Here is a 23,828-nt window from a genome sequence, read left to right as displayed (position 1 = left end):
TCCGACTCAACTTCCAGACAAGCTTCCGTCATGTTCCATCGCCATTATGTCATGGACGATATCGCCGACCGTCACCTTCTCCAGTTCAAGTTCCAGCGCACGCTGAGCGGCGGCAAAATGGGATTCAAGAGAGGTTTGGACATGGCGGCCGATCAGGCAGTCAGGATTCGGATTGTTATGCATGGAGAACAGATCCGTACCGTGTTCGGGATTGACCGCCCGGTATACATCGAGCAGCGTAATGCCGGCAATCGGCTTCGCGAGCTTGGCGCCGGCTACCCCCGGACGCGCTTCGACCATTCCGGCATTGCGGAGCAGGCCGGTAATTTTGCGGACAACAGCCGGGTTCGTATTGATGCTGCTCGCCATATATTCCGACGTATTGACGTTTTCCTTATTCGTATCCAATAAAGCTAATATATGAATGCCAACCGAAAGCTTGGTATTAATGCTCATGGCTATTCCCACCATCCAATTGCGTTTGCTTTGCTTGTTATTACTGCTATTGTAGCAAATAAACGGACAAGTGGGTATTCGAGCGGAGCAGCGTATCCAAAAAAACACCAGGCTGCCCGCGATGTGCCGGCAGCCTGGTGTTTAGTGCTCTCGTTTATTCCGCCTGTACGTTTACACGCCGGAGTAAGCCATAAATCCGCCGTCCACCGGAACGGTCGTGCCGGTGACGAAACCGGACATTTCTTCATCGGCCAGCCAGAGCAGCGTGCCGAGCAAATCTTCCGGCTTGCCGAAGCGGCGCATCGGCGTATGGGTCATAATCTTCTGCGAACGCGGGGTCAGCGAGCCGTCTTCGTTCGTCAGCAGCCGTTCGTTTTGCTTCGTCAGGAAAAAGCCCGGAGCAATCGCATTTACGCGGATGCCTGCATCGGCCATATGAACGGCCATCCACTGCGTGAAGTTGACGATTGCCGCTTTAGCCGCGCTGTAAGCAGGCACTTTGGTCATCGGCGACGGCGCGCTCATGGACGAGATATTAATGATCGTTGTCCCTTCGCGGCCGACCATTTGCTTCGCAAACTCCTGCGTCGGGATAAGCGTTCCGACCATGTTCAGGTCAAACACGTTGCGGAAGCCGGATACTTCCAAGTCAAAAAAGGATACGACATCCGGGTTTGCAACATCTTCCGCCTTGTACGTTTCGTTCGTCGTAATGGCGCTCGGATGGTTGCCGCCGGCGCCGTTGATCAGAATATCGCAAGGGCCAAGCTTGCTTGCCACTTCTGCGGCAGCCGCTTTTACGCTTTCAACGGAAGTCACATCGCAGCCTACAGCAATCGCTTCGCCGCCGGCGGCCACAATTTCAGCCGCAACTTCCTGGCCGCGTGCAGCAGTGCGGTTCAGCACTGCTACGCGTGCGCCTTGGCGGGCCAGTTCAATAGCCATTTCCCGGCACAATACGCCGGCGCCGCCGGTTACAACCGCTACTTTGCCTTTAAGGGATGAATGAAGAGTGCTTGGTTTCATGCTTTTGCGGCCTCCTTGCCTTCAGCCTGACGCTGGAATGCGTCCCATAATCCCCACAAGTACATAATGCCGAGAGCGCGGTCGTACAGGCCGTAGCCCGGACGGCATTGCTCTCCCCACAGATGGCGCCCGTGGTCCGGACGGGCGAACCCGTCGAAACCTTCTTCGTGGTAAGCCTGGACGATGCCGGTAATATCGACGCTGCCGTCCTGCGTGCGGTGCGACGTTTCGATAAAATCGCCGTTCTCGTACCGGCGTACGTTGCGGATATGCGCAAACGGAATTTTATCTGCGAATTCGTGGATCATGCCGACGATATCGTTAGCCGGATTTGCGCCAAGCGAGCCGCTGCACAGCGTGATGCCGTTGTACGGGCTGTCCACGATGTTCAGGAAGCGGCGGATGTTGTCCTGGCTCGTCATAATGCGCGGCAGGCCAAAGATCGGCCAAGGCGGATCATCCGGGTGGATGGCCATTTTGATATCATGTTCGGCTGCAACCGGAATAATTTCGTTCAGGAAGTAGGTCACATTATCCCACAGATTTTCTTCGGTTACGCCTTTATATTGCTCGAACAGCTTGGTCAGATGCTGGAGTCTTTCCGGTTCCCAGCCCGGCATCGTCAAGCTGGAGTTTTCGTTGATTTTGTTTACCAGCTCAAGCGGGTCGATGTTCTCGATCCGGCTGCTTTCATAAAATAACGCCGTGGAGCCGTCTTCCAGCTCTTTGTGCAGATCGGTGCGCAGCCAGTCGAACACCGGCATAAAGTTGTAGCAGATCACCTTGACGCCAACCTGCGCCAGCTTGGCGATCGTTTTTTTGTAGTTGTCGATATACAGGTCGCGGCTTGGCAGGCCAAGCTTGATGTCCTCGTGAATGTTTACGCTTTCGACAACCTTCAGATGCAAGCCGGCTTTGTCGGCCTGTTCTTTGACCTGAATAATTTTGTCCATCGGCCATTCTTCGCCGGCAGGAACGTCATGAAGCGACCAGACGATGCCTTCCACCCCGGGAATTTGCCTGATTTGATCCAGGGAGACGGTATCGTTCCCTTCGCCAAACCAACGGAATACCATTTTCATGCTGAAATCCCTCCGTTATTTGAAATAAGCTGGGTATTTCTCCTTGAGCAGCTGCTGGTCATGGATGCTAAGGCTCATATGCTCGCTCATCAGCTGATCCGCGCGGGCGGCATCCTGGTTTTCAATTGCTTGAACCATTTGGGTATGCTGCTCGTACAGATGCTCCCAATGATGATCCGTCGTAAGGCGGAGCATCCGGCTGCGGTTCAAATGAGCGTTAATTTGCCCCAGTACCGCCCATGTATTGCTTTTATTGCACCCTTCAAAAAGAGTGCGGTGATACGCTTCATCCAGCTCAAACATGCGGTTATGGTCCAATTCCTCAATTCCGGCCTTCTGCAGCAGCAGATTCGCTTTCAAATCAGCCAGCCGCGAAGCGGGGAAGCTGGCGCATGCCAAGCGGATAACCGCACGCTCCAGCTGCTCGCGCATGAACCGGGCTTCTTCAACAAGCTCGGTATCAATAAGCGAAACAAACGTGCCGCGCTGCGGATATACTTCAAGCAGCCCTTCCTGAGACAAACGGACGAAGCTTTCTCTGACCGGCGTCCGGCTTACATTAAACTGGACCGATATTTCCTTCTCCGACAGTCCCGTTCCGGGAAGAAGCTCCAGCCGAAGGATCTGCTCCCGAATCGAATGATAAACAACGTCCCGGGTTGAAACCGGCTGTATCTTCTTGGTTAAATCCATTGATCCACCTCCTTGCAGCGGAATATGACATGATGACGGATATGATGCTGTATAACGATTGCGATCGTTTTCATACTACCACACTTGTATGGTAGTATGGTAGTTCTTTTGCGAATGTCGGATTGAATTTATCCATCGCGATATTGAATTTTTCTTTTATGGATAATATTTACTGCAAATAGGCTTAGATGGTAGATTTGTTTGGTCTAATACCAATTAAATAGATGAGAATTATATGAAATAGACTGCGGTTAATTGGTACAACTGTACAGGGACGGGGGAGCACTATGAGCAAAAGATGGCTTGTTCACTGGCTGGATGAGCAGAAGCCGGTCTATGAAGCGCTTGCCAAAAGCATTTGGGAGAAGCCAGAGCTTGCTTTCCAGGAGCATTTTGCCGCACAGTCGCAAATCGCGTTGCTGCGCAGCGCCGGCTTCCGCGTTACGGACGAAGCGAGGCAACGGCAATTGAAAGCATTCGTTTTGCTATAAAACCAAGTGAAGTAGTTTGTTTAGTTGGTGAATCGGGCAGCGGCAAAAGCGTAACCTCGCTTTCCATTATGCGGCTGCTTGGCGCCAGCGGCGTCATCAAACAGGGCAGCATTCGATTTAATGGGGAAAACCTGCTGCAAAAACCGGAATCCGAGATGAGGAAAATACGCGGCAAAGATATATCTATGGTATTTCAGGAACCGATGACTTCGCTTAATCCGGTATTTACGATCGGCAGCCAGCTGGTGGAAGCCATTAAGCTGCATACGGGATTAAAAGGCAAATCGGCAAAAGCCCAAGCGGCCGAAATGCTGAGAAAAGCCGGCATCGCCCGTGCCGAAGCGGTCATGAAGCAGTATCCCCATTCATTGTCCGGAGGGATGCGTCAGCGCGTTGTCATTGCAATGGCGCTTGCCTGCAATCCCAAGCTGCTTTCCGTTGGCAGGCCTTTTTTTATTCATGCCTTATTCATAATAGAAGCTTATACTCTAGTAAAGTTTTAAAGCGCTTGGCTCGATTATTATAGAGTCTATTCTACTATTCAAATGAGGTAACCAAATTTCATAGACAATCCCACCCATGCAATGCTACGATACTATTAAACTACTGATATCCATATTCTGGAGGTTGCTTTGTGAAAAATAAAATGATAGCGCCAGCCTTGCTGGCTCCTGCAATTGCAGCAGCTTTGCTTCTTACTCCGGTTGGGCAGGGGGCGGCCTCCGCAGCAGCGGTTTCACCGCAAATCACCTTATCCGCCTCCGCAGCAGCAGCTAACGTAAAGGTCGAAGTAGATGGAAAGGCGCTTTCTTTAAATCCGGGGGCATTTACGCAAAATGGCGTTACTTATGTGCCGATGCGGGCTATTTTTGAAGCGCTTGGCGCCTCGGTCACATGGGAGCCGACGACGAAAACGATTATCGGCAACAACTACGATACGACCATCACCTTGTCCATCGGCGTCAACAAGGCGGTTGTGAATGGCAAAACGGTAAACCTGAGCGCAGCGCCAATTGAAAAAAACGGCACCGCTTTTGTGCCGGCGCGTTTCATCGCGGAGTCTCTTCATGCAGAAGTGAAATGGGTGAACCAGACTCAAACCGTACAAATTACAAGCGAATCGGCCATTTGGGAAAAGGAATATGCAGAATGGCAAAATGATCAGAATCAAGCCGTATCCGACTCCGCCAAAATGACGGCTGAACAAATCGTGGATCAATATGACGGCAGTATCGTAATGGTCAATACGGTGTATAGCGACGGCACGGGCATCGGCAGCGGCATTGTTGTTGGCGACCATTACATCCTGACGAATTATCATGTTGTGAACGGCGCTACTTCGGCGACAATTGATACGATTTATGGGGACACGCTGACGGTGCAAGGCGTGGCGGCTTATGACGACAACACCGACTTGGCAATCATTCAAACGAAAGAATCGCTCAGCAATTATTATATTGATCCTGTTCCGGTTACAACGAGCTTCCAGGCGGTGAAGGGCGGAAAAGTATACGCTATCGGCAGCCCGCTTGGCGTTCAAAATACGGTTAGCGAAGGATTAATCAGCAACGTTACAAGAGACGGAATGGTCAGCATGATCCAGACGAATGCGCCTATCGATCATGGCAGCTCCGGCGGCGCTTTGTTTAACGAATACGGCCAGCTTATCGGCATTACATCTTCCGGCCTGGAATCGCAGGCGAATTTGAATTATGCCGTATCGGCGATACATGCCGCGCTGCTGATGCAGGAGCTGCCGGCTAGCCCTGCGGCGGATGTCGGATTCTTGCCGGATTCCGGTCCGGGCACGTTAACAGGCGCTTCGATGGACACGATCCAGAAGTATATGAAAGATAACTACAGTGCGCTGACTTCGATGAATCAGGTTATTCAGATGACAGACTGGAGCGTCAAACGGGACTCGAAAAACTGGATTGTCATTAATGCGAATATCGACCCGCTCTACTATTCGTATTATTTTGATTCCATCAAGCCGGATTTGAGGTTGTGGGCGGTTACAATGGGATACGACCTGCACAAGCTGCTTCCGAATGAAACGATACAGTTCCAGCTGTATTATGACCGCACTTTCGGCTTTGAGCCGCGCGGGTTTGACGCTTCGGACGTAACCAAAACCGGGGACGGCAAATGGCGCGTCCGGTTGCCGATCTTGGATATGCAGCTGAAGGATCAAATGCTGATCCAGTTAAAAGACTAACAGAGATGCAGGATGAAGAGGAACGACTGCGCGGGATGCCGCCGGCCGCTTCCTCTTCTTTTTTTCATTCAAGTCCGCTAAAATAAGTAACATCCTGTACCAATGAGAGGGTTAATTGAAATGAAAGTTGTTCTTTCCACACTGAATGCCAAATATATTCATACATCGCTTGCGCTCCGCTGCTTGAAGGCGTACAGCGCTCACGAATTTGATATTGATATTGCCGAGTATACGATTAAAGACCCGGCGATGAACATCGTTTCGGATCTGTTTGAGCGGAAACCCGACGTAATTGGCTTCTCCTGTTATATTTGGAACATCGAAGAGACGATAACCGTCATTAATATGCTTCGCAAAATTATGCCTGAGGTGCATATTATTTTGGGCGGTCCTGAAGTCAGCTATGACACCGAACATTGGATGGAACGGATACCCGAGGTTGATTTTATCGTGGTGGGCGAAGGGGAAGAGACGTTTAACCATCTGCTGAAAGAGATCGAAGGCACCCGCAAATACCATATGGTATTTGGCATCGCCTACCGGAAGCAGCGTGAAGGATACAAGGAAATATTGCTGAATCCCGGACGCCCGAAGCTGGACCTCGCCACGCTGCCGTCACCGCACCGGTTTGATGAGGATTTGCCTAATCTGGGGAACCGCATCGTCTATTTCGAGACGAGCCGCGGCTGTCCGTTCAGCTGCCAGTTTTGCCTCTCCAGCATTGAAGTTGGCGTACGCTACTTCGATATGGAGCGGACGAAAGCGGACATTTTGTACCTGATTGAGCAAGGCGCCAAGCTGATCAAATTTGTAGACCGGACGTTCAACATTAAACGGGATTATGCGCTCGAAATGTTTAAGTTTCTGATCGAAAATCATAACGGCTGCGTATTCCAGTTTGAAATTACAGCGGACATTATGCGGCCTGAGGTGCTTGATTATTTGGCTGAGCACGCGCCGGCGGGCATTTTCCGCTTTGAGATCGGCGTTCAGTCGACGAATGATATTACGAACCTGGCCGTGCAGCGCCGCCAGAACTGGACGAAGCTTGTCCGTACCGTAACCAAGGTGAAGGACTCCGGCAAAATCGACCAGCATTTGGACCTCATTGCCGGCCTTCCGCATGAAGACTATGACACGTTCCGCAAAACGTTTAACGATGTGTTCGCCCTCCGTCCGGAAGAGCTGCAGCTTGGCTTCCTGAAGATGCTGCGCGGTACCGGGCTGCGGAACGACGCGGACAAATTCGGCTACGTGTATATGGACCGCGCTCCGTATGAAATGCTGGGCAACGACTTGATGCCGTTCGCTGACATCGTGAGGATTAAGCGGGTCGAGGATGTGCTGGAGAAGTATTGGAACGCGCACCGGATGGATCATACGCTGCTCTATTTGGTTGACCGCGTATTTGCATCGCCGTTTGATTTCTTCCAGGCGTTTGGCGACTTCTGGGAACGGCGCGGCTGGCAAAAAATCGGCCATCAGCTTGAAGACTTGTATACACGCTTATGGTCGTTTTTGACGGAGGAAGGAGCCCGGCTGTCCGAAGGCCGGCTTGATCCGGACATTGCGTTTGGTTTAATGAAGCTCGACTATTACAGCGGGCATCACTACAAGCCGCGGAAAACATGGTGGGACGCCGTCATGGACAAAAGCGACTGGAACAGCTGGCTGAAGCGCCTTGCCGAACGGCCGGAGGACATATCGGCGGAATTTGCCGGGCTTGGCCTTGCGGAGCGGGAGCTGCAGAAACACGCCGTTCTGGAAAAGCTGCCGTTTGATTTGAAGCGGTACTTGGACAGCGGGACTATTGATAAAACGAACGGAACGCTGCTGCTTACGCTGTACGCGCTTGAGGGAGCAGGCAACAAACGGCCTGCGCCTAAAATGTTTACATTGCAGCTGGACCGCCAGGCGGCCTCGCTGTAAACAGCTCTTTTTGCCCGCGCTGTACGTGCAAGCGGGAATGATATAGCGCGCAGCAGCGTAAGGACGCCACAGCGCAGCGTAAGGACGCCACAGCGCAGCACGAGGACGCTATAGTGGAGCGCAAGCGCAACCGATACAGCGCAGCGAAAAAAAACCACCGAAGCTGGATGAAGAGGGAGCGGGGCAATCCCCGCGCCACACCTTTTCCAGCTGCGATGGTTTTTTTTGTTTGTTCCGGCATTCTGTGTATTGCCAAGCTGGCTAATCATGCCTATCCCGCATAGGCCAGCGCCGCTATGCTCAGCTAATCTCGCGCATGCTGCGAACCCGGCATCGCGAAGCTGGCTAACCCGTCTCTCAGGAGATTTAGCGGCCGGGCACTACGCTGCGAAGCACGGTCATTTGGCCGTCCAGCTTATAAGCGCCAAGGTTAGCCGGCAGCAAGTAGCATTCGCCGTTTTTCACCGGTTTTTCGCCGCCTTCCCAAGCGATGGTGCCGCTTCCTTCGGCGATGACCAGAATAGCGAAGCTTTCCGGCGAAGTCTCCAGCTTCCAAGGCGCGGCTACAACGCCTTTTTCCACAACAAAATACGGCGAGGAGGCGATGGTAAGCCATTCGCCCGGAGCCGTCTCCGTCGATGTCATGCGGGTTGCGCCGGCACCATCGTAAGCAATCACATTCAGCGAATCCTCGATGTGCAGCTCTCGCAGCTTGCCGTCCAGACCCGGGCGGTTGTAGTCGTACAGCCGGTAAGTCGTATCCGAGTTTTGCTGAATTTCTGCAACGACCACGCCTGCGCAAAGCGCATGAACGGTTCCTGCGGGGATATAGAAGGCATCGCCGGCTTTGACCGGCACTTCTTGCAGCGTATCCATGATGCGGCCTTCCCGGATGGCCGTCTCCATCGCCGACCGGTCGACCTTATCGCGCAAACCGTAAATGATTTTGGCGTCCGGCTTGGCATCCAAGATGTACCACATTTCGGTTTTGCCGAGCTCGCCGGCAGGGAGCCGGTCATAATCGTCCGTCGGGTGAACTTGAATCGACAGATCATCGTTGCAGTCGAGCAGCTTGATAAGCAGCGGGAAACGCCCGTTTTTCTCGGAGAAGCCATTGCTGCCGAACCATTCGCGCCCATATTGTTCACGGATGTAATCCAGCCCTTTTCCGGCCAGTTCGCCGTTCGTTACTTTCGTCGTGCCGTTCGGGTGGTCGCCGATCATCCAGCCTTCGCCGATGGCCCCTTCCGGCAGCTCAAGGTCAAACTTTTCCAGCGCGCGGCCGCCCCATACACGTTCTTTCATTTCCGGTTTGAATTGCAGCGGATAAGGTTGTACAGTCATGATTTCATCTCTCCCATGGATGCAAATTGGTTAAACGACTGGCTCAAACAATTCCAACAGTTCACCGTCAGGACCGTAAAAGAAAAAGTAACGCGCTCCATCCGGCAGTGTCGTAATTTCGGTATCCCGCAGATTGACATCTAATGATTTGATCCGCGCCAGCTCGGCATCCAGATCGTCGACCGTAAAAGCGGCATGGTGAACCCGTCCTTCTGCGGCGACCGGCCCGTTGTAGCCTTCTACCAGCTCCAGAATGGTCTCTCCCGCTTCAGGAAAGGCGAGGAACGCCAGACGAATGACTCCGTCGTTATGCAGCATCGTCTTTACATGCTTTAAGCCAAGCACCTCCGTATAAAAAGCGACGGAACGTTCAATATCGGATACCATAATGCCAAGATGCTCGATTTTTTTCACTGCCATTTGCTTTCACTCCTCTTTTATTTTTTCGTAACGGCAACCAAATAAGGAGATGCCGTACGCTGAAGCTGACGGTAGATGACGGCCTGCGCCAGATCCACAGGCAAGCCAGCGGCCCATGCTTCTACGGCGGCGGCCTCTGCTTCGCCGCCGGGATGGCCGGGATACACCACGCATGTTATAATGCCGCCCGGCCGAAGTACGGACAATGCGGCGTTCAATGCTGCTGTAGTGGAATCCGGCCTGGTTATGATCGAAGTGTCGCCCCCGGAAAATAGCCGAGATTGAACATAACCGCTGCGATTTTGCCGCGGTCGGCTTCATCTATTTGGGCCGCCATCTCTTCATGGCTGCCCAGCACCAGCTTTACACGAGGCTGCGCTTCCAGCACAGTCAGCCTGGCGGCGGTTTTATTCAAAGCTTCCTGCTGAATATCGAAAGCGTAGACCGTGCCTTTGGCGCCTACCAGCCTGGCCAGCTCGCACGTATCTACACCGCCTCCTGCAGTAGCGTCAATCACTCTATCTCCTGTAGTTGCCCTTTCCGCAATCCAGCGGTGGGCCATGCTTATAACGGATATAAATCCCATATTCTACTCCTGTGTCCAAAGCTTGCCCTGCCACGTGCCGCGCCGTTTCAGCTCGGCGTCGATACCGTTCAGGACCGCCCATTTGTTTGTGCTCCACATCGGGCCGATCAGCAGATCGCGCGGAGCGTCTCCCGTCAGCCGGTGCACAATCATTTCCGGCGGTAGAAATTCAAGCGTATCGGCAACAAGCTTGATATATTCATCCTGCTCCAGAAATCGCAGCAAGCCGGCTTCGTATTGCTTGACCATCGGCGTTTTGCGCATCAGATGGAGCAAATGGATTTTAATGCCCTGCACATCCATCCGTGCAACTGCCCGCCCGGTTGCCAGCATCATGCCGTGGGTTTCCTGCGGCAGGCCGTAAATAATATGCGCGCATACCCGGATTCCGCGTTCGCGCAGCCGGCGGACCGCATCCTCATAGCAGGCTGTATCATGCGCCCGGTTGATCAGCAGCGAGGTGGATTCGTGAACAGACTGCAAACCCATCTCCACCCATAAATACGTCCGTTCGTTCAGCTCCGCTAAATAATCCACGACATCATCCGGCAAGCAGTCCGGCCTGGTCGCAATGGAAAGCCCGACAACCCCCGGCTGCTGCAAAATAACCTCATAATATTCGCGGAGCGTTTCGAGAGGCGCATACGTATTGGTATACGCTTGAAAGTAACCGATATATTTGGCATCCGGCCATTTGAGATGCTGCCGGTCGCGTATTTTCGCAAACTGGGTGACAAGATCGTCGCGCCGGCTTCCGGCAAAGTCGCCCGATCCTCTTGCACTGCAAAACGTGCAGCCGCCTTTCGCGATCGTATTGTCGCGATTCGGGCAGGTAAAGCCGGCATCGAGGGTGACTTTGAACACCTTTTCCCCGAATTGCTGCCGCATTTCGTAATTCCAGGTATGGAACCGCTTGTCCATCCAAAGCATCGGCTCAGAGCCGGTAACGGGTGTTTCTTGCATCTTGTTCTCCTTCTGAATCGTCGCCTTTAACAACCCTATTTTAGCGAAAAGGAACCGGAATTGCCATGATGAGTTGCATCTCATTTGAATTTATACCAACTTATACAACTGGGAAAAAGTTTATTTTTCTGGTAATTTAGGCTTGCTAAACCTTACATGATGTGTTAAATTAAAAGTGCGACAAATCAATAAAAAAACCTTACATGTCTACTTCGAACTTCCCGTCATAGAACGTCGATTAACTGGAAATAATGTTAATAAATCGATGAGGTGATGAAGATGAGTTTAACGGCTAAAATTCCGCATGGTGAAGAAACGGTTACAGTTGAGCTTACGGTAAAGGAATTAATGGCGCTTGCAGGAATACGTTTCCATGGGAACCATACCATTGAAGTTTCGGCCCGCAAAAAGCTGAATGAAGCGATTGAAGAGAAATTCGACATCGAGCGCGCGGATGAAGCGCCGATTGCTTACCAGCAGCTGGTATAAACATACCCGAGAGCTTTAAACCGCAACGTCAGGAGGCGCCATTCGGCGGCCTCCTTTATTTTTTGCCGGCAGAAACGCGCGGCGGGCCTGCTTCATCATGAAGAAGGGAGCAGGCCCGCGTTCCCGCCGTCTTTACAACGGGCGTAATCTTGGGCAAAATAGGACTAGTTTGTGCAAGGCGAACCTGCTTCCTCGAATAGGGCGTCTTGCAATTGAATAGGTGGAGGATTATCCGTTATGCGTTTAAGAGGCAGAAAAGGAATATTGGAAAGCTTGGAGCAGCAGCCCGAGCTGGTTGTGCTGGATGCTGCGCCGCACCGGGGGAAGTGGCATCAATTTTTCGGCAACAACCATCCGATCTATGTGGAGCTTGGCATGGGCAAAGGCCGCTTTATCAGTGAAATGAGCGTGCGCAATCCGCACATTAATTTTATCGGCGTCGACATGTACGACGAGCTGATCCGGCGCGCCAGCGAAAAAGCAAGAAACGCGTGGAGCGGCAAAGGCGTAGAATCGCCGCCTAACCTTGCGCTGCTGCGTGCTAATATTGAGAAAATCGAAGAAATGTTTGCGCCGGGAGAGCTGGAACGGATTCATTTGAACTTCAGCGATCCGTGGCCTAAAAGCAAACACGCGAGAAGACGGCTGACGCATCCCCGTTTTTTGAAAAAATATATCGAAATTTTGAACGAAAACGGTGAAATTCACTTTAAGACCGATTCGCAGTCGCTGTTTGAGTTTTCGCTTAACAGCTTTGCCGAGCTGGAACTGCAAATGGCCAATATTTCGCTGAATTTGCACAAGGACGGGCCGCGCGAAGATCTCGTGTTTACAGAATACGAAGGCAAGTTTATGGAAAAAGGGCAAAATATTCATCGCTGCGAAGTCATTATCGGCGAGAAGGCGCTTGCCCGTTACCGTGAAGCAAAACATGCGGCTGCCGCTGCCAGCAAAGCTGCGGAAGAAGCAAGCCGTGAAGGGGAAGAAGCCGGCCTTGATGATTAAGGCGCTTTAAATAAACGGCATCCACAAGTATTCGACGGCGATGGCCGTTGTGGCGCCCAGCATGGCCCCTGCGGCAACGTCGGAAGGATAATGCAGTCCCAAATACATGCGGGACCAGCCTACGGAAACGCCGACCAGCAGCGCAAGCGGTACAATAACGACCAGGAACATATTCATGAATACAATCGGAATAAGCCAGGCAAAAATAGCTGTAGTATGCCCGGAAGGGAAAGAGGAGTCCTTCAGCGGTTTTTTGCCTGTGTTTACTTCGGGCAATGCTTGATAAGGGCGGAGCCGCCGGAATTTTCGTTTGACGATGGCGACGGGAATGTGGCTGATGATTACGGCCAGCAGGCATTTCCAGCCGGTTATGTTCCATGGCGAAGGAGCTAGCCATGCCGCAAGCAATGCGGTTGCAAGCGTAAAGGTAGCGCCGCCGGTATGCGTAATTAGACTAAGCCATCTGCCAACCCATTCATTGCGCTTATACGCAGGCCTTCGATTGGCCCAAAGAAGCAATTGCTGTTCTCTCGTTCTCAGCCACCCGATTGTCTTCCTCACTCAGCTGCCCCCTCTTATTGATTTCTACAATAGGATTCTACCATGCTTTTGTTCTCCGGATGTTAAGGGAAGCGTTAGTGCCGCAAATTAACAATATCTCCACTTTATATTTATTTGACATTAACAATGAGGGGATACAATAACCTGAAATCAAGGTTTATCCGTTTCAGGTCCCGATATGGATTCGTTATACCCGGTAAGGGGCTTGCTCCGGAATCCTAATACGGAGGCGGTACGATGATGCGACTTGCGTTGTTTACGGATACTTATGAACCCGAGATCAATGGTGTGGCCCGCACGTTGGCAAGATGGATTGCGTACCTCGAAAAACAAGGCGTCGCCTGCAAAGTGTTTGCCCCTTCAACCGAAATTGCCGTCCGTCCCCAGCCCGGCGCTTTGCCTTACAAAAACTCCAATTCGGTTTCCCGCTTTGCCAGCCTTCCTTTTTTTATGTATCCGGAATGCCGCATGGCTTTGCCGAATCCGCGGTATATCCGCAAAGCGCTGCAAGACTTTCAGCCTACGATGGTTCATGTAGCCACTCCTTTCAATCTTGGCTTATGCGGCATCCATTATGCCAAAAAGCTGAATCTTCCCCTTATGGCTTCTTATCATACCAATTTCGACCGATATTTGCCGTTTTACAATTTGCAATGGATGGAAAAACTATTATGGAGGTATATGAACTGGTTCCATCAAGATTGCAGCCAAATCTTCGTGCCGACGCATTCGGTCAGAAACGAGCTGATTGAGCGCGGCTGGCAGGCGGACCGATTGTCGATCTGGAGCAGAGGCATTGATACAAGCCGTTTTCATGACCAGGCAGATGTCGGACAATGGAAGGAGCAGCTTGGCATCGACAAAGACGCCTACGTCGTTTTATATGCAGGACGTATGGCGCCTGAAAAACAAGTGGATGTAGCCGTTCAGGCGTTTAATCAGTTCCGTCAGCGCATAACAGGCAAGGCCGTGCTTGTGCTGGCCGGTGACGGCCCGTCTGCTCCGGCTATCAAGGAACTGGCCCGGAAGGAAGGGATCGAAGCCCGTTTTGCCGGCTTTCAGCAGCAGGAGGCGCTGCAGCAGTATTATGCAGCGGCGGATGTGCTGCTGTTTCCTTCGCCGACGGAAACATTCGGCAACGTTGTGCTGGAGGCAATGGCTTGCGGCACGCCTGTTATTTGCGCCAATAAAGGCGGCGTCACAGATACGGTGCAGCACGGAAAAACTGGTTTTTTATGTGAGGCCGGCCATTCTTCTGATTTTGCCGATGCTCTCGAACGGCTGTATGCGGACAGAGAACTGGCAGATTCTTTTGCCAAAGAAGGAAAAACATACAGCGTTAATCAGTCCTGGGACGCCATATTTGCGCAATTGTTCGAATACTGTATAGAATTGTCCGAAACCAGCCGTCCGCCGCTTGGACATATCGCAAATTAGAATAATTTAAGAAACCTTTTGGGCGGTTTTGTCGTTTGGTAAGGACATAAGTTCTAAAAGAGCTGTAATCCAATGAAAATAAGGGAAAGGCGGTGGAAATGGAGGCAATGCGCTTTTTTGTTGCAGCTCTTTGCCGGTTTCCGGATGGTTTGAGCCGTTAGGGACTGGATTTCGCTTTTGACAAAAAAGCAGAACAAATGGAAAATCAGTAAATATCTCGGCACTCTGTGGGGCAGAGATGCCAAAAATAAAAAAAGAGATAACAAAGAGAAAGCCGGACGGCCCGCTTTTCATGGAGCGGGACCAGAATCGGCAACATTAAAAAAGGGGTCTCAAGGGGGCAACACCAAACCATGTTTAACACCATTATGCTAGTGCTTCAAATCGCTTTTGCTTTACTGGGCTTGTACCAGCTGTTTCTGTCCTTTTTCGGCTGGCGCCGCAAAAAGGAAACCATTACGCACGCGCCTAAAAAATCGTTTGCGCTGCTCATTGCGGCACATAATGAGGAGCAGGTTGTCGGCGCATTGATCGAAAACCTGCTGAAGCTGAAATACCCGCGCGAGCTGTTCGACATCTTTGTCATTTGCGACAACTGCACAGACGGCACCGTCAGCGTAGTGAAGAGCTACGAGGGCGTATACGCCTGCGAACGCACCAATCCGAATCTGCGCGGTAAAGGTTACGCGGTGGAATGGATGCTGAAGGAACTTTGGAAGATGAAACGCAGCTATGACGGCGTTGTTATTTTCGACGCGGACAACTTGGTGGCGACAGACTTCCTCGATTACATGAACAATGACTTGTGCAACGGAGCGAAAGTGATCCAAGGTTATTTGGATACAAAAAATCCAAACGACTCGTGGGTCAGCTCGGCCAACGCCATCAACTACTGGTTCTGCAACCGGCTGTGGCAGCTGCCGCGCTACAATTTGGGCCTCTCCAACTTTTTGGGCGGCACCGGCATGTGCTTTGACGCCGCTTTGCTGAAAGAAATGGGCTGGGGCGCTACAAGCCTCGTCGAGGACTTGGAATTTACGGTCCGCTGCATTCAGCGCGGCATTTACCCGAAATTCAATTTCGATGCCAAAGTGTACGACGAGAAGCCGATTACGTTCCGCGCGTCCGCAAGGCAGCGCCTTCGCTGGATGCAGGGGCATTTTGACGTGACGCGCAAATATTTGCTGCCGGTGCTGTGGCAGGGGATTAAAGAGCGGAGCATGGTGAAAATCGATGCCGCCCTGTATATCTTCAACGGCTACAACTTCCTGGCCGGCTTCTTTATCGGCGTTGTTTATTACGGCGATATGATTTTGCCGGGCGAACCGCATCTGACTTCGGTATACGGCTTGCTGCCGATCTGGCTGACCATTCCGTATATGGCATACGTGCTGATGCAGACGCCGCTTGCGATGATGCTGGAGCGCGTCGAGTGGAAGCAATACTTCCGGCTCATTACGTTCCCGCTGTTCCTGCTGTCGTGGTGGCCGGTTACGGTCCATGCGTTTTTTACGCAAAACAACAAAACATGGAGCCATACGCAGCATACGCGCGTCATTCGCCTGGAGGATGTGCAAAGCAAGCAGCTGTAATCCTGCAAAAAGAGTTTGACACGGCATACTTGGCTATGATATATTCACTGAGTATTCCAAATGACAACTGACGCTGCAAGAAGAAGCGCCCGCTTCTCACCTTCCGGAGCAACCGGCTGGTTTTGCGACATTAATCGATGATGCTGTTCTTCCTCCGGCATGAAACGGACTGGAGAGCGGCGCTAATGAACGGTTATGAGATGCGGGCTCGCTGAGTCCGCATTTTTTTATTTTTCAGTGTATGGTCAGGCATTTAATATGGAGGTGGCAAATCATTAGCAGAGAACATCAAATTAACGATGAGATTCGGGCTAGAGAAGTACGTGTAGTTGGAGCGGACGGCGAACAGATCGGCATCAAACCGGTTCGAGAAGCTTTGCAGCTCGCTGCGGACTTGAATCTGGATCTGGTGAACGTCGCTCCTGCGGCCAAACCGCCTGTATGTCGGATAATGGACTATGGAAAATTCCGTTACGAGCAGCAGAAGAAAGAGAAGGAAGCACGCAAGAATCAGAAAGTTGTTGACGTGAAGGAAGTTTGGTTCCGCGCCAATATCGACGAACACGATTATCAAACGAAATATCGCAACGTCGTGAAGTTTCTTGGCGAAGGCGACAAAGTGAAAGCTTCTGTCCGCTTCCGCGGCCGTGAAATTGCGCATGCAGCGATCGGTCAGCGCGTGCTGGAACGCCTTTCTCAAGAAGTTGCCGATTTGTGCGTCATTGAGCGTGCTCCAAAGCTGGAAGGCCGCGCAATGATCATGATTCTGGCACCGAAGAGCAGCAGCTAAAACCCTTAAGGAGGATAATTCACATGCCTAAGATGAAAACACACAGCAGTTTGAAAGACCGTTTCAAAATTACTGGTACGGGTAAAGTGAAACGCTACAAAGCGTTCAGAAACCACTTGCTTTCCCACAAATCCGGACGTCAAAAACGCGGTCTGGCTGAGCATCCGCTCATGGCACCAGGCGACGTACGTCGTCTGAAACAAGGCCTTTCCAACCTGAAATAATAGCAATATCGAATAAATTCAACCCACAGGAGGTTTCCACTCATGGCAAGAGTTAAAGGCGGTTTTGTCCGCACTCGTCGTCGCAAAAGAATTCTGAAGCTCGCAAAAGGTTATTTCGGTTCCAAACACCGTTTATTTAAAACAGCAAAAGAGCAAGTTAACAAATCGCTTCTGTACGCATACCGCGACCGTCGCCAAGTTAAACGCGACTTCCGCAAACTGTGGATCGTTCGTATCAACGCTGCAGCTCGCCAAAACGGCCTGTCCTACAGCAAATTCATGTACGGCCTGAAACTGGCTGGCGTACAAGTAAACCGCAAAATGCTGGCTGACCTGGCAGTGAACGACATTGGCGCGTTCAACTCCCTGGCTGGCGTAGCAAAACAAAACATCAACGCCTAGTGCGTGACGGAAGGTTGTCTGCTCGACAAGAGCCGGACAACCTTCTTTTTTATGTCCGCTGCGGGGGAAAAAGAAAGACGACGGTGGATGCTGACATCACCGTCGTCTTGTTATTTTGCTTCGGCCCATTTTTACTTTGGGCGCCGAATAGCTTTTCTTTTTGAGCACGCCGCCGCTTGATTTGCTGCTGGACTTGCTGCTTGATCCCGATCCGAGGCTGGAGCTGCTTTTGTCGTTACGCAATATTTTGCCGACTTTTGATGATGTAGATCCGGAGTCGGAAGAGCCGCTTCCGACGGCTGTGGAATCCGCCGTTTTGGACCGCTTGAAGATGGAGCCTGTTTTGTTTACTGTAACCGGCGGTGCGGCTTTTTTATCCTGTTCGGTAGGCGTCCGGTATTTCGTCTGCGGCTGATAAGTATCTTTGCTGGAGTAGCCGCGGTAATCGCCGCCGCTGTACTTGCCGTGGTCGAACAAGCTGCCGATTACGCTGGCCAGCAAATAACCTTCCAGGAAAGACGGATTATAATTATGCTGAACGTATGACTTGGAATCAACCTCAATTAGCGTGTCTGCCGGGTTATCGGGCGATTTTTGCAGGTTAATGATTTCGTCCGGGTAGACGAGAAACATCCGGTCGCCGCTTTGTTCCGACTGCTGCTCGGGATGCTTCTGATCGGCAAGCTTGGCAGCGACCTGCGGCACGGTCTCTCCGGCTGCACGGTACACATAAGAGGTCTGGCTGCCGGAGCCGCTTGCGGATACAAGCGGATAGTTTTCCTTGATGGAATCGCCGATTCCGCATGCCGCCAGCATCGGTACGATAAAGCTGAGTATAATAACAATTTTAATGGCATGTAGCCAGCGATTGTTCAAATCGATCCCTCCTTGGTGCGGAGTTCGTTAAAAAGCTGCTATGACAGCGGTAGACGCCGTGTACCGGCCCGGCAGCGCATTGGCATCAGCCGCGCAGAGCATGCGGACGTCAGCAGCGCAATGGCATCAGCCGCGCAGCACGCGGACGTCGGCCGGCAGCACCTTCTCGCCCGCATACAGCATAAACCGGCCGTCCTGCCATTCGATGCGGACCAGCTTCATGTCATCGGACTGATAAGACCAGACATACTGCTCGCCGCCCTGCTTAAACGGGGTTTTGCCTGTACATACAATAAAACCGGAATACTGTTCTTCCAAGTGGTAACTTCTGTCATCCAGTTCCAGGATGGTTGGCACTTCCTCCACCGAGTCGAGCCGGCCGTCGATGGGTTCGTATAGCTCGTAGACGGTGCGCTCGCGTTCCTCCACCGCCAAATATTTAATGTCCGTGCCGTCCTGCAGCGTAAGCAGCACGGCATTGCGGCTCCGGTTTTGCGTTCTGCCGGTTACCTGGTACGTCACAAGCGATACTTCGCATACGTCGCCTGCCGTTAATGACAAAATGCTTTTTTCCTCTTTGATCGGTTCGGGTTTGGCGATCAAGTTTTTTACACGTTTAAATAAGCTCATAAGCGTAATCTCCTTATTTCAGCTTCTGCTCCGGGTTATACCGCGCCGATGATCAGCGCACCCGCCAGATGGATGGAGCCGGCGAACAAAGCGTAGTTGATTTTGCCTTCATGGATGCCATCCTCCAGCTTGATCCGGCTGGCTGCAGACAGCCCGAAACGGAACAGCCATTCCATCAGCATCAGGATAACAAATGACACGACGGAAATAATAAGCGCTTCCCCGATATCTCCCGACTTATGAATGGATTGTCCTAAAATATACGCTTGCGCCGCAAGCTTCATGACAAACCGTACCGTGACCGCCGTATTGCCGTCGCGTATTTCCTGTAAATCCTTGTATTTGGTAGTTAATGAATCCAGCAGCATCAGTACGAGCAGAAGCACTGATCCGAACACGGCCCATACCGGAATGCGTGCAATTTCGATCCAATCCATAGGAACCCTCCTGCATGTTTATAATGGAGCCGTTACTGCTTCTCAAAGCAAATCCGCCGGTGCACGATCTGGCCGATCTGCGCTCCGGCGGACCATCACGCTGTATACAGCGCAGCGTAAGCCGTTATTTTTGCTCGTATTGCTTCAAAAGAGCCGCAAGCTCATCTTCAACGGCTTTGTTTTTGTTCAAGTTCGCAAATTCTTCATCCAGCGATTTGCCCTTGGAAGCATTCAGCTCGTTGCTGGCCTCGGCGCGAGCTTCCATTTGCAGCATTTTTTCTTCCATGCGCTTCAAGCCGGATGCCGCGCTGTCGGTGCTGAAGCCGGCCATCGACTTGTTAATTTGCTCCTGCGCTTTCGCTGCATTGTAGCGGGCGGCAATCGTTTCGCGTTTGTTTTTCATTTCGGTCAGCTGCTTGCGCATTTCATCCAGCTTTTCGCGAAGATTATCGGCAAGCGCTTTGTTTTGGTCAAAGCTTGCTTTATATTCGGCCGCTTTGCTTTCGGCAGCATTTTTTTCTTCCAGCGCTCTGCGCGCCAAGTCGATGTTTTGCGCCTGCGCTGCGATATGCGCCTGCTCCGTGCGTTTTTCGACCAGCTGTGTTTGTTCCTCATACAGCTGTTTGAATTTTTTCTCAAGCGCGATTTGAGCTGCTACTGCTTTCTCCGCATCCTCCAAATCTTCTTGCATGTCGCGGATATACTGGTCCGTCAGCTTGATGGGGTCTTCCGCTTTTTCGATCAGGGCATACACGTTGGATAAAGTGAGGTCGCGTAAACGTTTGAATATGGACATATGGTTATCCTCCCGAGGTTTTTAATTTTGGCACCGATGAGATGATATACGACAAAAGGCGCATCCCGTTTCAATAAATTTTATGCCGGCTGCGGCACACATCGCTCTATATCTATTCATTGCCCCATCCAATTTTTCCTGCGTGGACGAACGAACAGTCCAAAGATTGTAGATGGGAATAAACTGAAGAACAACGGGAAAGGAGGAGTTCTCATGAGCAAGGTTTCTAGAGAGCAGGCAATAAAGCTGGTTGGTAAAGAAATATATGCAGTCCGCAAAGACCGGTCGGTTGTAACGGGCAAGCTTGTAGAAATACGGGGCGACCATTTGTATATTTCACCGCTTCCTCCGAGAGACGGCAAAACGGTGCAGACACGGGCGTTTTTGCTGCCGCTTGTCTTATTTGATTTGCTTGCCATCGGCACGCTGCCATTTTTCTTTGGAGGTTTCGGAGGTGGATTTGGCGGCGGCTGCGGAGGAGGCTGCGGCGGTGGCGGGTACGGCCCGAGCGGGTATGGCGGAGGCTATGGAGGTGGGTATGGCCCAGGCGGCGGCTACGGACCCAAAGGTTATGGCGGCGGTTACGGCTACAGCCCGAAAGGCTACAGCAACGGCTATGGAAACGGCTTTGGCAAAGGATATCCAAACGGCGGCTTCTATTAACGAGGAAGCGGCTTGATCATTTCATAACAATGCAGATCGGGGTAGTAGTGGCTCCGTGCATAGCCAAGACGGGCATAAAATTGCTGCGCTTTGTTGTTAATGTCATCGACGAACAGCCGCGCTGTCTTGCAGCCATGTGACAGCCCATGCGCTTCACAGGCCGCCATCAGGCGCCGGCCCCAGCCATAGCTGCGGTATTCCGGAGCTACGGCCAGCATATCGACAAACAAAATGTGGTCCATCACTTCAAAATGGACAAAGCCAAACGCAGGGGACATAGTTCCGGCAGAGGCCACGTAAGTGACGCCGCTTTGGAACCTTTTCGGCAGCTCGCGAATGGCTTCGGCGCTGTCGGTTACCGTATAGGACAGAGGAATAAGCTCTGTCCGGATCAGCTTGAACAAGCTTCGGTCATCCAGCTTGGCATTCCGGATTCGTATCATCTGGCAGGCGCTCCTTTTGGGATATTTCCCGAATGTTGATGGAAGCGTGAATAAGAGCTCGCGCAAAATGGCTACAATAGCTTATGACCTGCTGGTAAAAGATGTACGCCGGATTTCGCAAGATTGGCTTGTATAAGTCCTTGACTAACCGTCTGCTGGGGCATATAATAATAAAAAATCTTATCCATACTTTCATCGGCTATGATGAGGACGAAGTGTTAAGGGCTCTTTTGCTCAGAGAGCGGACGGATTTGCTGAGACCGTCGCCATTATCCCTTTTCTACGAGCTCACCTCGGAGCTGTTTTCCTGAAAAGCGCATATTTGCGCGTATTAGGGGAAATCGCAGGGCACGCGTTATTGTGCTAAAGGTAGAAACGGTTGTGCGCACACGTTTTTACCTGCGGAGGTTGTACATCGCAAGATGTGCAGCAAAGTTGGGTGGTACCACGGAAGATAAACCTTTCGTCCCTCGATGCTTCAGGCATCGACGGGCGGAAGGTTTTTTTGGTTTATACGAAAGGAGGATGACTGATGGTCACGCAAGGTGCAACACTGAAGTCAAAAGAAGAGTTAAGAGAAAAAATGATGAAACCCGAAGTTATTACGGGTTCTGAAATTTTGCTCCGTAGTTTGGTGCTGGAAGATGTGGAGTGCGTATTCGGTTACCCGGGCGGCGCAGTGTTGTACATTTACGACGCGATGCACGGTTTCTCCGATTTCCATCATATACTCACAAGGCATGAACAAGGCGCCATTCACGCAGCTGACGGCTATGCCCGTTCCAGCGGCAAAGTTGGCGTATGTATCGCAACTTCCGGTCCGGGAGCGACGAATCTCGTGACAGGCATTGCAACAGCTTATATGGATTCCGTTCCGCTTGTTGTCATTACAGGCAACGTCGTATCCAGCCTGATCGGCAGCGATGCTTTCCAGGAAGCGGACATTACCGGCATTACGATGCCGATTACGAAACACAGCTACCTGGTTCGCGACGTTGAGGATTTGCCTCGTGTCATCCATGAAGCATTCCATATCGCCAATACGGGACGCAAAGGCCCGGTTCTGATTGATATTCCGAAAGACGTATCGGCGGCCAAGACGCTGTTCAAACCGGTAACGGAAGTGAACCTGCGCGGTTATAATCCGACGGTTGCGCCTAACAAACTGCAGATCGACAAAATGCAAAAAGCGATTGCAGAGGCGAAACGCCCTCTCATTCTGGCAGGCGGCGGCGTGGTTTATTCCGGCGGACACGAAGAACTGTTCAAATTCGTAACGACAACGGGCATTCCGATTACGACAACCCTGCTGGGCCTTGGCGGTTTCCCAAGCGGCCACGAGCTGTGGCTGGGCATGCCGGGCATGCACGGCACGTACACGGCGAACAAAGCGATTCAAGCATCCGATCTGCTCATTTGTATCGGCGCACGCTTTGATGACCGCGTAACCGGCAAGCTTGACGGCTTTGCGCCAAACGCCAAAATCGTCCATATCGATATCGACCCTGCTGAAATCGGCAAAAACGTCCCAACCGACATTCCGATTGTCGGAGACGTGAAGACGGTGCTTGAAGCGGCGAACCAATCGGCTGCATGGGCGGCAAATGCGGATGAGTGGCGTGCGGAGCTGCAAGTGTCCAAAGCACAATATCCGTTCACGTACGAAGATTCCGAAACGGAGCTGAAACCGCAGTGGGTCATCCAGCACATCCATGAAACGACTGGCGGCGATGCCATCGTGACAACGGACGTAGGCCAGCATCAAATGTGGGCGGCGCAATATTACAACTTCAACAAGCCGCGCTCGTGGGTCACTTCGGGCGGTCTTGGAACAATGGGCTTCGGCTTCCCATCGTCGATCGGCGCTCAAATGGCCAACCCGGGCCGGACGGTCGTATCCATTAACGGCGACGGCGGCATGCAAATGTGCGCGCAAGAACTCGCCATTTGCGCAATAAACAAAATACCAGTCAAAGTTGTAATAATCAACAACCAAGTATTGGGTATGGTTCGCCAGTGGCAGGAATTGATTTATGATAACCGCTACAGCCATATCGATCTTTCCGGCAGCCCGGACTTCGTTAAGCTAGCGGAAGCGTACGGCGTAAAGGGTTTGCGTGCATCGAATAAAGAAGAAGCACGCAAAGTGTGGAAAGAAGCGCTCGACCATGACGGTCCTGTTGTCGTAGAGTTTGTCGTACGCAAGCACGAGAACGTTTATCCAATGGTGGCTCAAGGCAGCACGCTGGATGAAATGATCATGGGGGATGCGTAA

The 23,828-nt window shown here is 51.8% G+C and carries 25 protein-coding genes and 2 pseudogenes; 13 read left to right on the top strand and 14 right to left on the bottom strand.

Going from position 1 to position 23,828, the window contains the following annotated elements:
- Positions 1–6: 6 nt before the first annotated feature.
- From ET464_RS10170 to ET464_RS10155, 4 genes are all read right to left on the bottom strand, one after another.
- On the bottom strand, positions 7–456 hold the full coding sequence (locus ET464_RS10170; protein ID WP_129440578.1) for an Rrf2 family transcriptional regulator: 450 nt from the start codon (positions 454–456) through the stop codon (positions 7–9).
- A 171-nt stretch (positions 457–627) separates the two neighbouring features.
- Positions 628–1,482, bottom strand: a complete 855-nt coding sequence (locus tag ET464_RS10165) for an SDR family oxidoreductase (protein ID WP_129440576.1) — start codon at positions 1,480–1,482, stop codon at positions 628–630.
- Positions 1,479–2,564, bottom strand: a complete 1,086-nt coding sequence (gene uxuA, locus ET464_RS10160; RefSeq protein WP_129440574.1) for a mannonate dehydratase — start codon at positions 2,562–2,564, stop codon at positions 1,479–1,481. Before uxuA ends, ET464_RS10165 begins: the two co-directional genes overlap by 4 nt.
- 15 nt (positions 2,565–2,579) lie before the next feature.
- On the bottom strand, positions 2,580–3,257 hold the full coding sequence (locus ET464_RS10155; RefSeq protein ID WP_129440572.1) for a GntR family transcriptional regulator: 678 nt from the start codon (positions 3,255–3,257) through the stop codon (positions 2,580–2,582).
- Positions 3,258–3,544: 287 nt separating this feature from the next.
- Between ET464_RS10155 and ET464_RS20320 the strand changes: the two genes are divergently transcribed.
- The 4 genes from ET464_RS20320 to ET464_RS10140 all read left to right on the top strand — a co-directional run bounded on the left by ET464_RS20320 (position 3,545) and on the right by ET464_RS10140 (position 7,895).
- Complete coding sequence (locus ET464_RS20320) at positions 3,545–3,748, top strand: hypothetical protein (protein WP_244226795.1); 204 nt, start codon at positions 3,545–3,547, stop codon at positions 3,746–3,748.
- Positions 3,724–4,251: an ATP-binding cassette domain-containing protein gene (locus tag ET464_RS10150; protein WP_341869779.1), complete on the top strand. Its 528-nt coding sequence runs from the start codon at positions 3,724–3,726 to the stop codon at positions 4,249–4,251. The genes ET464_RS20320 and ET464_RS10150 overlap by 25 nt, the downstream gene beginning before the upstream one ends.
- Positions 4,252–4,382: 131 nt before the next feature.
- On the top strand, positions 4,383–5,966 hold the full coding sequence (locus ET464_RS10145; protein WP_129440569.1) for a stalk domain-containing protein: 1,584 nt from the start codon (positions 4,383–4,385) through the stop codon (positions 5,964–5,966).
- A 120-nt stretch (positions 5,967–6,086) separates the two neighbouring features.
- On the top strand, positions 6,087–7,895 hold the full coding sequence (locus ET464_RS10140) for a B12-binding domain-containing radical SAM protein (protein WP_129440567.1): 1,809 nt from the start codon (positions 6,087–6,089) through the stop codon (positions 7,893–7,895).
- 366 nt (positions 7,896–8,261) lie between these two features.
- Here ET464_RS10140 and ET464_RS10135 read toward each other — a convergent pair whose 3' ends face one another.
- The 4 genes and pseudogenes from ET464_RS10135 to mnmL all read right to left on the bottom strand — a co-directional run bounded on the left by ET464_RS10135 (position 8,262) and on the right by mnmL (position 11,208).
- Entirely contained in the window at positions 8,262–9,239 is a 978-nt protein-coding gene (locus ET464_RS10135) for a type I phosphomannose isomerase catalytic subunit (protein ID WP_129440565.1), read from the bottom strand.
- Positions 9,240–9,269: 30 nt separating this feature from the next.
- Positions 9,270–9,659: a VOC family protein gene (locus tag ET464_RS10130; RefSeq protein WP_129440563.1), complete on the bottom strand. Its 390-nt coding sequence runs from the start codon at positions 9,657–9,659 to the stop codon at positions 9,270–9,272.
- 17 nt (positions 9,660–9,676) lie between these two features.
- Positions 9,677–10,245, bottom strand: a pseudogene (gene mnmM / locus ET464_RS10125) (tRNA 5-(aminomethyl)-2-thiouridylate-methyltransferase MnmM).
- A gap of 3 nt (positions 10,246–10,248) precedes the next feature.
- Complete coding sequence (gene mnmL / locus ET464_RS10120) at positions 10,249–11,208, bottom strand: tRNA modification radical SAM protein MnmL/YtqA (RefSeq protein WP_129440561.1); 960 nt, start codon at positions 11,206–11,208, stop codon at positions 10,249–10,251.
- Positions 11,209–11,487: 279 nt separating this feature from the next.
- Between mnmL and ET464_RS10115 the strand changes: the two genes are divergently transcribed.
- Positions 11,488–11,697, top strand: a complete 210-nt coding sequence (locus tag ET464_RS10115; protein ID WP_129440559.1) for a hypothetical protein — start codon at positions 11,488–11,490, stop codon at positions 11,695–11,697.
- A 237-nt stretch (positions 11,698–11,934) separates the two neighbouring features.
- Positions 11,935–12,702, top strand: coding sequence for a tRNA (guanosine(46)-N7)-methyltransferase TrmB (gene trmB / locus ET464_RS10110; protein WP_129440557.1), 768 nt, complete (start codon positions 11,935–11,937; stop codon positions 12,700–12,702).
- A 6-nt stretch (positions 12,703–12,708) separates the two neighbouring features.
- Here the strand turns inward: trmB and ET464_RS10105 are convergent, their stop codons facing one another.
- Positions 12,709–13,263 (bottom strand): phosphatase PAP2 family protein, encoded by a 555-nt coding sequence (locus ET464_RS10105; protein ID WP_129440555.1) that lies wholly within the window; start codon positions 13,261–13,263, stop codon positions 12,709–12,711.
- A 237-nt stretch (positions 13,264–13,500) separates the two neighbouring features.
- On the opposite strand from ET464_RS10105, the gene ET464_RS10100 reads away from it, so the two are divergent.
- The 5 genes from ET464_RS10100 (at position 13,501) to rplT (ending at position 17,708) form a co-directional block, all read left to right on the top strand.
- Entirely contained in the window at positions 13,501–14,700 is a 1,200-nt protein-coding gene (locus tag ET464_RS10100) for a glycosyltransferase family 4 protein (protein WP_244226488.1), read from the top strand.
- A gap of 353 nt (positions 14,701–15,053) precedes the next feature.
- Positions 15,054–16,292, top strand: a complete 1,239-nt coding sequence (locus ET464_RS10090) for a glycosyltransferase family 2 protein (protein WP_129440551.1) — start codon at positions 15,054–15,056, stop codon at positions 16,290–16,292.
- A 241-nt stretch (positions 16,293–16,533) separates the two neighbouring features.
- The gene (gene infC / locus ET464_RS10085; RefSeq protein ID WP_129440549.1) at positions 16,534–17,082 is read left to right on the top strand and encodes a translation initiation factor IF-3; all 549 of its coding nucleotides are present in this window, start codon (positions 16,534–16,536) and stop codon (positions 17,080–17,082) included.
- Positions 17,083–17,105: 23 nt separating this feature from the next.
- Positions 17,106–17,306: a 50S ribosomal protein L35 gene (gene rpmI / locus ET464_RS10080; RefSeq protein WP_129440547.1), complete on the top strand. Its 201-nt coding sequence runs from the start codon at positions 17,106–17,108 to the stop codon at positions 17,304–17,306.
- A 42-nt stretch (positions 17,307–17,348) separates the two neighbouring features.
- Positions 17,349–17,708 carry a 50S ribosomal protein L20 gene (gene rplT / locus ET464_RS10075; RefSeq protein WP_129440545.1) on the top strand — a complete coding sequence of 120 codons (360 nt, stop codon included), beginning with the start codon at positions 17,349–17,351 and terminating at the stop codon, positions 17,706–17,708.
- Between the two features lie 96 nt (positions 17,709–17,804).
- Here the strand turns inward: rplT and ET464_RS10070 are convergent, their stop codons facing one another.
- The 4 genes from ET464_RS10070 to ET464_RS10055 form a co-directional block, all read right to left on the bottom strand.
- The gene (locus ET464_RS10070) at positions 17,805–18,524 is read right to left on the bottom strand and encodes a DUF4247 domain-containing protein (protein WP_425271763.1); all 720 of its coding nucleotides are present in this window, start codon (positions 18,522–18,524) and stop codon (positions 17,805–17,807) included.
- A gap of 186 nt (positions 18,525–18,710) precedes the next feature.
- Complete coding sequence (locus ET464_RS10065) at positions 18,711–19,214, bottom strand: DUF4178 domain-containing protein (RefSeq protein ID WP_129440541.1); 504 nt, start codon at positions 19,212–19,214, stop codon at positions 18,711–18,713.
- 35 nt (positions 19,215–19,249) lie between these two features.
- Positions 19,250–19,651 (bottom strand): DUF350 domain-containing protein, encoded by a 402-nt coding sequence (locus tag ET464_RS10060; protein ID WP_129440539.1) that lies wholly within the window; start codon positions 19,649–19,651, stop codon positions 19,250–19,252.
- A 124-nt stretch (positions 19,652–19,775) separates the two neighbouring features.
- Positions 19,776–20,447 (bottom strand): PspA/IM30 family protein, encoded by a 672-nt coding sequence (locus ET464_RS10055; protein ID WP_129440537.1) that lies wholly within the window; start codon positions 20,445–20,447, stop codon positions 19,776–19,778.
- A 213-nt stretch (positions 20,448–20,660) separates the two neighbouring features.
- Between ET464_RS10055 and ET464_RS10050 the strand changes: the two are divergent.
- Positions 20,661–21,005 (top strand): annotated as a pseudogene (locus ET464_RS10050) (hypothetical protein); the annotation flags it as partial.
- A gap of 101 nt (positions 21,006–21,106) precedes the next feature.
- On the opposite strand, the gene ET464_RS10045 reads toward ET464_RS10050, so the two are convergent.
- Entirely contained in the window at positions 21,107–21,553 is a 447-nt protein-coding gene (locus ET464_RS10045) for a GNAT family N-acetyltransferase (RefSeq protein ID WP_129440533.1), read from the bottom strand.
- Between the two features lie 532 nt (positions 21,554–22,085).
- Here ET464_RS10045 and ilvB point away from each other — a divergent pair.
- Positions 22,086–23,828: a biosynthetic-type acetolactate synthase large subunit gene (ilvB, locus tag ET464_RS10040; protein ID WP_129440531.1), complete on the top strand. Its 1,743-nt coding sequence runs from the start codon at positions 22,086–22,088 to the stop codon at positions 23,826–23,828.

It is taken from the genome of Paenibacillus protaetiae (assembly GCF_004135365.1).
In the GTDB taxonomy this organism is placed as follows: domain Bacteria; phylum Bacillota; class Bacilli; order Paenibacillales; family Paenibacillaceae; genus Paenibacillus_AP; species Paenibacillus_AP protaetiae.
The sequence above is the reverse complement of the archived record's forward strand: the minus strand, read 5'-3'. Positions and strand labels throughout refer to the sequence as shown.

Coding starts and splice junctions, on each gene's coding strand:
- ET464_RS10135 (WP_129440565.1), bottom strand. CDS start 9,239: ATGACTGTACAACCTTATCCGCTGCAATTCAAACCGGAAATGAAAGAA.
- rplT (WP_129440545.1), top strand. CDS start 17,349: ATGGCAAGAGTTAAAGGCGGTTTTGTCCGCACTCGTCGTCGCAAAAGA.
- ET464_RS10165 (WP_129440576.1), bottom strand. CDS start 1,482: ATGAAACCAAGCACTCTTCATTCATCCCTTAAAGGCAAAGTAGCGGTT.
- ET464_RS10100 (WP_244226488.1), top strand. CDS start 13,501: ATGATGCGACTTGCGTTGTTTACGGATACTTATGAACCCGAGATCAAT.
- ET464_RS10060 (WP_129440539.1), bottom strand. CDS start 19,651: ATGGATTGGATCGAAATTGCACGCATTCCGGTATGGGCCGTGTTCGGA.
- ilvB (WP_129440531.1), top strand. CDS start 22,086: ATGGTCACGCAAGGTGCAACACTGAAGTCAAAAGAAGAGTTAAGAGAA.
- ET464_RS10070 (WP_425271763.1), bottom strand. CDS start 18,524: ATGCTGGCGGCATGCGGAATCGGCGATTCCATCAAGGAAAACTATCCG.
- ET464_RS20320 (WP_244226795.1), top strand. CDS start 3,545: ATGAGCAAAAGATGGCTTGTTCACTGGCTGGATGAGCAGAAGCCGGTC.
- ET464_RS10140 (WP_129440567.1), top strand. CDS start 6,087: ATGAAAGTTGTTCTTTCCACACTGAATGCCAAATATATTCATACATCG.
- ET464_RS10055 (WP_129440537.1), bottom strand. CDS start 20,447: ATGTCCATATTCAAACGTTTACGCGACCTCACTTTATCCAACGTGTAT.
- uxuA (WP_129440574.1), bottom strand. CDS start 2,564: ATGAAAATGGTATTCCGTTGGTTTGGCGAAGGGAACGATACCGTCTCC.
- rpmI (WP_129440547.1), top strand. CDS start 17,106: ATGCCTAAGATGAAAACACACAGCAGTTTGAAAGACCGTTTCAAAATT.
- ET464_RS10090 (WP_129440551.1), top strand. CDS start 15,054: ATGTTTAACACCATTATGCTAGTGCTTCAAATCGCTTTTGCTTTACTG.
- infC (WP_129440549.1), top strand. CDS start 16,534: ATGGTCAGGCATTTAATATGGAGGTGGCAAATCATTAGCAGAGAACAT.
- ET464_RS10130 (WP_129440563.1), bottom strand. CDS start 9,659: ATGGCAGTGAAAAAAATCGAGCATCTTGGCATTATGGTATCCGATATT.
- mnmL (WP_129440561.1), bottom strand. CDS start 11,208: ATGCAAGAAACACCCGTTACCGGCTCTGAGCCGATGCTTTGGATGGAC.
- ET464_RS10170 (WP_129440578.1), bottom strand. CDS start 456: ATGAGCATTAATACCAAGCTTTCGGTTGGCATTCATATATTAGCTTTA.
- ET464_RS10155 (WP_129440572.1), bottom strand. CDS start 3,257: ATGGATTTAACCAAGAAGATACAGCCGGTTTCAACCCGGGACGTTGTT.
- ET464_RS10045 (WP_129440533.1), bottom strand. CDS start 21,553: ATGATACGAATCCGGAATGCCAAGCTGGATGACCGAAGCTTGTTCAAG.
- ET464_RS10065 (WP_129440541.1), bottom strand. CDS start 19,214: ATGAGCTTATTTAAACGTGTAAAAAACTTGATCGCCAAACCCGAACCG.
- trmB (WP_129440557.1), top strand. CDS start 11,935: ATGCGTTTAAGAGGCAGAAAAGGAATATTGGAAAGCTTGGAGCAGCAG.
- ET464_RS10115 (WP_129440559.1), top strand. CDS start 11,488: ATGAGTTTAACGGCTAAAATTCCGCATGGTGAAGAAACGGTTACAGTT.